Below are 8,225 nucleotides of genomic sequence, written 5' to 3' on the forward strand. Positions count from 1 at the left end.
CCGGCCCCATCGCGGCGGGACGCCGCTCCCACAGGGTCGCTGCGCGACTTTCACGGTAAAGCCTCGACCTTTAGTGCGCGACGCGCGGCCATCGTTCCGCCAATCGCCTCAGGGGCCGACCATATAGACCGCTGTTTTCTGGTTATTGCCCTCGCGGGTCTCCCGCGTGTCGCAGTCACTGTCCACGAAGGCGCGCAGGGTTTTGGTCCCGGCGGCACCCCCGAGCAGTCCGTCGATAGTCAGGGTGGCGCCGGCGCCCGCCGCCAGGGTGCCGACACTGACCAAGGTGTCGCCATCCGCACGACAGGTTTGGGCCGCCGGTTGATCGGCCCAAACCTGCAGGTAGCCTCCATTGCCGGCCCCCGAACCCTGGTTCTTGACCGTGACCGTCGCACTAAAGGTCACGCCGGCGCTTAGGCCGGAGGAGGGCAGAACGATGCTGGTCACCACGAAATCGGGCGTCGGCCGGCCAAAAACGGTATACGCCTTGGTGAATTGGTTATTGGTCTCATTGGTTTCCGCGGTCCGGCACTGGCTGTCGATGAAGACGCGCAGGGTCTTGGCCCCGGAGGTCCCGGCCGGCAGGCCACTGACCTTCAACGTGCGCTTGGCGCCGACCGCGACACGTCCCAGGGTGGCCGTTTGGTCCCCGGCCGCGCCGCAGCCCTGGGTGTCGGCCTGGTTGGCCCAGACCTGCAGGGTGCCGAGCGTCCCGGCGACCGTGCCCTGGTTCTGCACCGTGATGGTGGCGCTGAACGTGTTGTTGGCGAGCGGGTCAAGCGGGTTCATGGTCACATCGGTCACCACGAAATCGGGGGCGATCGGCCCCGGAAACCCGGCAACCTGCACTCGACGCGGGCGGTTCGTGGTGGTGCTGTCGCCGAGTTGGCCGAATTCGTTGTAGCCCCAAGCCCAGAGGCTGCCGTCGGTCTTGAGGGCCAGGGTGTGATAATAGCCGGCCGCTGTTGCCGCGACCCCGGTCAAGACCTGAAGCGGACGTGGGCGCAAGTCAGTCGAGCCGTCACCGAGTTGGCCGTACTGGTTGTCTCCCCAGGCCCAGAGGCTGCCCTCGGTCTTGATGGCGATGGTGTGGCCGTAGCCCGCCGCCACGGCCGTGATTCGGGTCAGGACCTGGACCGGCGTCGATCGATTGGTGGTGGTGCCGTCCCCGAGCTGACCGGACCAGTTGGCGCCCCAGGCCCAGAGGTTGCCGTCGGTCTCGATGGCCAGGCTGTGGTAACCGGCGGACAGCCGCTGCAGGTCCGCGGTTCCGCCCGCGGTGGCCGCCTGGCCCAAGGTCAGACTCAGGACCAGCGCCAAGCACAAGAGAAAAAGTCCCGCGCGTCGGCCGCGCGGCCCCGGATAGCGTCGGAACAGCTCGAAAAACATGCGTATTTCCTTCTGCCATGAAGGGTTTGGCACGTGCCGACGGACACTAACATGGTGGCGTGTTGTGTTCAATCGCCACCGGATGGATGGGCCGGATCGGCGGACGGGGTGCGCGTCAGCGGGACGGTGATCGGCCGCACCTTGGCGGGCCCCGGCGTGCCGACGGGATTGACCCGCCGACCGGATGCCTGAACAATGCCCAACCGACCCTGGTGTTTCCTATCCACCCGCATCTCGACACCCAGCGTGACCCACTTGGACACAACCGACGCCGCCACCCAGTCCGCTGCCCCGCCGGAACCGGAACCGCTGCGCAGCGTGCATACCGCGAGCTTCCCCGAGCTCTTGCGCACGCTGGGTTGCTCGCTGCTGATCACGACCTATCAGGCGGGCAAGCTCATTGTCGCGCGCAATGATGGGGGGGTGCTCAACACCCATTTTCGCGCGTTCGCCAAACCCATGGGACTGGCCGCCAACGCGCGGCGGTTCGCGCTGGGCACCGCCCGGGTGGTCGAAGACTACGTCAACATGCCCGCGGTGACCCGCCGGTTGGACCCTCCGGACCGGCACGACGCCTGTTACCTCCCGCGTAATAGCCATGTCACCGGAGACATCGATATCCACGAAATGGACTGGGACGCCGACGGCCAACTCTGGTGTGTCAATACGCGCTTCTCCTGCCTGTGCACGCTCGATCGCCAAAACAGCTTCGTGCCGCGCTGGCGGCCGGCCTTCGTCTCGGCGTTGAGCCCCGAGGATCGTTGCCATCTCAATGGACTCGGCATGGCCGACGGGCGCCCCCGCTATGTCACCGCGCTGGGGGAGGCTGATTCTCCACAGGGCTGGCGCGACAACAAGGCCGCCGGCGGGGTGTTGATCAACGTGGACACCGGCCAACAGGTCTGTCGGGGGCTCTCCATGCCGCACTCACCGCGGTGGTATGCGGAGCGGCTCTGGGTGCTCGAATCGGGCAACGGGAGTCTGGCCACCGTCGATCCTGACTCGGGCCGGCTGCACACCATCGCGCAAGTACCCGGCTTTACGCGGGGCCTGGATTTCTTTGGGCCATTCGCCTTCATCGGACTGTCGCAGGTGCGGGAGAGCGCCATGTTCAGCGGCCTGCCGCTCACCGAGCGGCTGAAAGAACGCACCTGCGGCGTCTGGGTGGTCGACATTCGTAACGCACAGGTCGCCGCCTTCCTGCGCTTCGAGGCGGCGGTGCAGGAGATCTTCGCCGTCAAGGTGCTGCCCGGCATTCGGTTTCCCGAAATCCTGGAGCCCACGGACGAGCGCATCGCGGCCTCTTACATGTTGCCCGACGAGGCGCTCAAGGACGTACCCGCCGAGCGCTTGGGGTAAGGCGAGATTTAGACCTGGTCACGGCGGACGCTCCGATCGCCCGCTCCGACCCTGACGCGTTGGCGACCCCGCGGCCGTCGCATGATCCAGACTACCGATCAGAACCTCAGTCGTTTCAGGGTCTGGCGTCCATGACGAAGGCCCGGAGTTGCCCACTGGTGCCGCAGTGGCCGAGCATCACCAATTCCGCGGCGCCGTTACGGTTCACGTCGGCGATGCTCACCAGATCCAGCGGCGTGCAGCCCGGGTCAGACCACATCCGGCTCACCCGTTGGCCGATTGCACCATCCACGACGGTCACGGTCGCTTGGCCGGTCGGCGCCGTGCGGCCGAGCACCGCGTACTCCTCCACGCGATTGCCGGTGACATCGGCGACCACGGCCAGCTTCAATGGCGTGACACTCTGGTTGAACACGGCCAGCGACGCGAGACGGCGGTTGGTGGCCGCATCGACCACCCACACCTGCGTCGTGCCTGGGTTACGCCACAGCAGCACCACTTCGGGGGCACCGTTGCGATTGCGGTCGGCAACCGGCGCGGCCTGCAGCAAGTCTGCCCCCGACCACAGGGTTTGTACCGCGGCACCGGTCCGCGTGTCTTTGATGACGACCCGATCGGCTGTGCTGTCGTCGGGCAGAAGCACGCCCACCTCGGCACTGCCGTTGCGGTTGAGGTCGGGCAGGGTGAGCACCTGGCGCGGCTCCAACTGCGGGGCGAATGACAGGACCGTCGAGTGGCTGATCTCGAAACCGTGTCCCGAATTACCCCAAGGATAATAATCCTGGCTAGCAATCCCGCCAGCCTGGTTTCCGGAAATGGTACTGCCTTCGATGCGCACCCGCGTATACACGGAGTAAGCCGCTGTCGTGGTGATGCCGCGACCACCATTGTCAGTCGCGGAGCTGTGCGTCAGGTCCAGATTGGGCGCCAGGATCCCGTCGCGCCCGTTGTCGCTGATCAGGCTATTGTCGGCACGGAAAAAGGTGAACTGTACCGCAGCGAATCAGGAGACGGTGCGTTAACGCCATAGCCGGCATTCCCGGAGACCAGGCTGTCGGTGATCGACAGATCGGCACCGAAGATGTCGATGCCATTGCCGCTGTTGCCGGAAAAGGTACTGTCTTTGATCGACAGGGTTCCGCCGACAATATCGATGCCGTGGCGGCCGTTTCCGGTGATGGTCGTGTTCTCGATGAGCGCCGAGTAAGAGTAGTGATAATAGGCGCTATCCCATGTCCGGAAGATGCCGGAGCCGGTGCTGCCTTCAATACTGCTGTCGCGAATCCTAATGGTGGTGTAATAATCGGTTAGCGATACATTGATTGCGTTGCCAGCCGCATTGGCCAACTTTAGATGCGCGAGGGACAAAGAGTCCTCGACCTGAAGAATAGCGGGCACGGCGGCGCCGTCGATCATCAGAACGTCGCGTCCAGGCCCCTCCAGGGTCAGCGGATCGGTGACGGTGAGCGCCCCGGAGGTCAGCAGGATCGTGCCGGTGACGCTGGAGTCGAACAGGATGGTGTCGGGTCCGGGACTGGCATTGGCGTCGCGCACCGCCTGGCGCAGGTTGCCGAGGCCGGCATCGTTGCGGTTGGTGACCGTGAAGTCGGCGGCCGACCCGGCCAGGGGGACCGCCAGCAGCAGCGCCAGGCCGGCGGCTGAGGTGGTCTGGGTGATGGCGCGTGACCCCAGACAGGCGCGGATTGCCTGGACCAACGGACGGGGTGACGGTGAGCAAGTGTGGATTTCGCGGTCGATCATGGTCGCTCCTCAGTCGGGTTGATGGTCGTGGCTCCGTCGGCGCGGATGGCCGGGGCCGGGGAGCAAGCACGCGAGTGGCCTGCGGCGCGGTTCGGCGGCGGGCGGCGGTCAGGCTGCCGCCCGAGCCACCCGCAACGCGAACCCCGCCACCGGCCGCCAGGCTAGAAGTCCAGCCGCCGCAGCACCTGACCGCTCTTGGTGTCGTTGATGACGGCGCGCAGTTGCCCATCGGGGCCGCAGCGGCCCAGCATCACCAGTTCCGGGGCGCCATTGCCGTTCACGTCGGCGATGCTCACCAGATCCAGCGGCGTGCATTCTTTGCTATACCAGATCCGGTTTAGCCACCGGCCGGCCGCGCCGTCCAGGAGGGTTGCGCTCACCTGGCCGGTGGTCGGTGTGCTGCCCAGCACGGCGTATTCTTCGATGCCGTTGCCGGTGATATCGGCGACCACCGCGAGCGTTAGCGGGACGACATCCTGCTTGATCCCCGCCACGGCAGCGAGCCGCTGGCCGGTGGCGGCATCGGTCACCCAGACCTGCGTAGTGCCCGCGGCCGGATTGCGCCACAGCAGCGCTACCTCGGGTGCCCCGTTGCCGTTGCGGTCGGGGGCCACCGCGGCCTGAATCAGCCCCACGCCGGACCACAGGGTTTGCACCAGGGCGCCGGTGGCCGTGTCTTTGATCACCACGCGGTCGGCCTTGCCCACCGTGGACAACAGGCTTACGCCCACCTCGGCGCTGCCGTTGCCGTTGAGGTCGGGCAGGGCCAGCACCTGCCTTGGGTCGAGTTGAGGGGCGAATGACAGGGTGTTGAATAGGGTGCCGGTCGCCGCGTCGCGGATCTCGACACTGGTCAAGTCTGCGGCGACCGGGCAGAGCACCGGGGTATCAGTGGAGTTGGGCGCGCGCACGAAGATATCACGTTGACTGTTGGTGTCGTCCGCAACCAGGTTCTTAGCTTCGGACTGAAATGCCACGACGGTGCCGTCGGCGCTGATCGCAGGTCCCCAAGAGTCAGCCGTTGCCTGAGATGCACAGGCATCGACGCTAACCTGCTTCGTCGTTCCCGCGGTGCGGTCACGGATGAAGACATCTCGCTTGCGGTTCTCGTCGCCTTGCGTGAGGTTGCCGGCGTCGGAAGCGAATGCCACGAACCGTCCGTCGGCACTGATCGCAGGAGAGAAGCTGTCACTGTTGCCTTGAGTCCCGTTCGAGTGGAGGCTCACCCGCTCGGTCATGCCAGTCTGGCGGTCGTGGACGAAGACATCCGTTTCCCCGTTGGTGTCGCCCGGCACGAGGTTGCCGGCATAGGAATAGAACGCCACGAACCGTCCGTCGGTGCTGAGTTCAGGAGCGTAACTGTGACTGTCGCCTTGGGCGCCGTTCGCGCCGAGGCTCACCCGCGTGGTCTCCCCTGTGTTGCGGTCGTGGACGAAGACATCTGCTCGTCCGTTGGTGTCGCCTGGCGCCAGGTTGCTGGCTTGGGATGTGAACGCCACGAACCGTCCGTCGGCGCTGATTGCAGGCCTACTGTAACTGGTTCCGTTACCTTGAGTTCCGTTCGAGTGGACACTCACCCGTTCGGTCGTTCCGGTCGCGCGGTCGTGAACGAAGATATCGTAACTGGAGTTGGTGTCACCCGGTACGAGGTTGCTGGCTTCGGATGAGAACGCCACGAACCGTCCGTCAGCGCTGATTGCGGGAGCGTTGCTGCCACTGCCGCCCTGAGCCCCGTTCGAGTCGACGCTCACCCGTTCGGTCGTTCCGGTCGCGCGGTCGTGAACGAAGATATCGTAACTGGAGTTGGTGTCACCCGGTACGAGGTTGCCGGCAGCGGATGAGAACGCCACCAAGCGCCCGTCGGCACTGATCGCCGGACTGCCGCTCCTATCGTCGCCTTCAGTCCCGTTCGAGTCGAGGCTCACCCGTTCGGTCGTCCCCGTGGCGCGGTCGCGGACGAAGACATCGGCGCTCGCATTCGTATCGTCCGGTACCAGGTTGCTGGCTTGGGATGAGAACGCCACGAAGCGCCCGTCGGCGCTGATCGCCGTATCCCAGCTCCAACTGTTGCTTTGCGCAGCGTGTGAGTCGAGACTCACGCGTTCGGTCACCGCGTCGGCGGCGATACTTGTGGTCGATGCCGTGACGAGCGTGGCGAGGTCCTGGACACTGTTGCCGTCTTGGTCGGGTAGGACGGCCAGATCCACCGGATAAGCGTGGGGATTGAAGGTGACGGCGCCGAACAGATCCCCCGTCAGTGCCTGGCGGGTCTCGGCCCGGGCCGGCGCGGCGCCGAGCAGCACGAGCCGGGGACCGACCCCGGCGCCGTCGGCTGGCAGGGTCGCGCTGCCGGTCACTGGCCACAGGGCCGCGCTGAAGTCGAACCGGCTGATCAGTGCCCCGGTGGCCGCGTCTTTCACCGTCGCCTGGCTGGTGCCATCGCCCTCGCTGATCACGGCGATTTCCGGGGTACCGTCCGCGTTGGTGTCGCCGAGGGCGTACAGCCAGGCGTGTGCAGAGGGCACCTCACCTGCTTGCGCCTCCACCGCGCCGAGGTCGATGCGCCCATCGACCACGCGGCCAAAAGGTTCCCCGCGCTGGTCGTAGACCGGCGGCGGCGCGAAGTCCGGGTCGCCGCGGTCGAGCGCGGGGCTGCCGGGCAGCAAGCCGTGGGTCTGGGTGGGACCACCATTGTCCGCCAGCGGACCGAGCAATGGGTCGAGGCCGAACAGATTGGAGCCGGGAATCGCCTCGGTCAGCAGGGCATTCCCCGGGTCCTGAATCAGTGAATAGTCGGTCGCAAGAGAAAGGCTCAAAGTCGATAAGTCCGGATCGGCGCTTGCCCGATTGCCGGCAACAATCGAGTTGGTCAGGGTCGCGCCCCGACCGATCAGGTCACGGTAGCTGTTGTAATAGTACCCGAGCAAGGCGATACCGCCGCCGACGCCCGCGGCAGTATTTCCGGTGACCGTGCTGTTGCTGATCAGGAGGACGTCGGCCGGCGGCGGAAACCGGCCGCCGGTATCAATCGCGATCCCGGCCCCGTCGCCGCGACTGTGATTACCCGAAATAGTCGAGTTGCTGATCTGAAAAAAATACAAATCGCCGGGGTTCCAAAAGCGGAAGTCGCTGAATACCCCGCCGTGTTGATTTCCCGCGATGGTGCTGGCATCAATGGCAAGACTGCCGCCGCCATAATAATCGATCTCGCTCTGGATGCCGTATCCAAGGTTGTTCGTAACGGTACTGTTTCGCAGTTCAAGCATACAGGCGCTGATCCCGTTGCCCCCGTTGTCGGCGATCACGCTGTTATCAGCATTGATAAAGGTTCGCGGCTGCAAATATCGCGGATCGCAAAAAGACCCCCAAATCCCGTCGCCGGTATTGTCGGAGACGAGGCTGTCGCGGATTCTGACATAGGTCCCGCGGAGTGAAATACCGGAACCGCCGTTTGCGGACAACGTGGAATCATCGATCGTCATCGTGACCGACGCGTTCCACTCGCCGTGCGTACCGAGGGCTGAACCGCCATTATTCGAGATGTTCGCGTTGGTGACAGTGACGGTCACGTCATGTAATCTCGACTTTGGCCATTTCAGGCCGTCGAGGCCAGTTGATCCAGCAAGCGTTCCCAGTCCCGCTGGGAAATAACGAGGGCGTCCGGGTCTGCGGTTGAGTTGACGAAATTCGCCGCCGCCCAACTGGTGCGGCGCACC

At 65.2% G+C, this 8,225-nt stretch carries 6 protein-coding genes; 1 reads left to right on the top strand and 5 read right to left on the bottom strand.

Translation table 11 applies throughout. From position 1 onward, the window contains the following. Positions 1-108 precede the first annotated feature (108 nt). Both QZY03_RS02170 and QZY03_RS02175 read right to left on the bottom strand, forming a co-directional pair. Complete coding sequence (locus QZY03_RS02170; protein WP_295577815.1) at positions 109-1,389, bottom strand: CARDB domain-containing protein; 1,281 nt, start codon at positions 1,387-1,389, stop codon at positions 109-111. A gap of 68 nt (positions 1,390-1,457) precedes the next feature. Then, positions 1,458-1,652 (bottom strand): hypothetical protein, encoded by a 195-nt coding sequence (locus QZY03_RS02175; RefSeq protein WP_295577828.1) that lies wholly within the window; start codon positions 1,650-1,652, stop codon positions 1,458-1,460. Here QZY03_RS02175 and QZY03_RS02180 point away from each other — a divergent pair. Then, a complete protein-coding gene (locus tag QZY03_RS02180; RefSeq protein ID WP_295577825.1) occupies positions 1,636-2,748 on the top strand; it encodes a TIGR03032 family protein in 1,113 nt (370 codons plus the stop codon). The genes QZY03_RS02175 and QZY03_RS02180 overlap by 17 nt on opposite strands. A 115-nt stretch (positions 2,749-2,863) precedes the next feature. On the opposite strand, the gene QZY03_RS02185 is transcribed toward QZY03_RS02180, so the two are convergent. The 3 genes from QZY03_RS02185 to QZY03_RS02195 all read right to left on the bottom strand — a co-directional run bounded on the left by QZY03_RS02185 (position 2,864) and on the right by QZY03_RS02195 (position 7,814). After that, complete coding sequence (locus tag QZY03_RS02185) at positions 2,864-3,598, bottom strand: hypothetical protein (protein ID WP_295577818.1); 735 nt, start codon at positions 3,596-3,598, stop codon at positions 2,864-2,866. Positions 3,599-3,705: 107 nt separating this feature from the next. Next, a complete protein-coding gene (locus QZY03_RS02190; RefSeq protein WP_295577821.1) occupies positions 3,706-4,509 on the bottom strand; it encodes a right-handed parallel beta-helix repeat-containing protein in 804 nt (267 codons plus the stop codon). Between the two features lie 161 nt (positions 4,510-4,670). Next, a complete protein-coding gene (locus QZY03_RS02195; protein WP_295577823.1) occupies positions 4,671-7,814 on the bottom strand; it encodes a choice-of-anchor Q domain-containing protein in 3,144 nt (1,047 codons plus the stop codon). Between the last annotated feature and the right edge of the window lie 411 nt (positions 7,815-8,225).

This window comes from uncultured Lamprocystis sp. (assembly GCF_903933125.1).
Taxonomy (GTDB): domain Bacteria; phylum Pseudomonadota; class Gammaproteobacteria; order Chromatiales; family Chromatiaceae; genus Thiodictyon.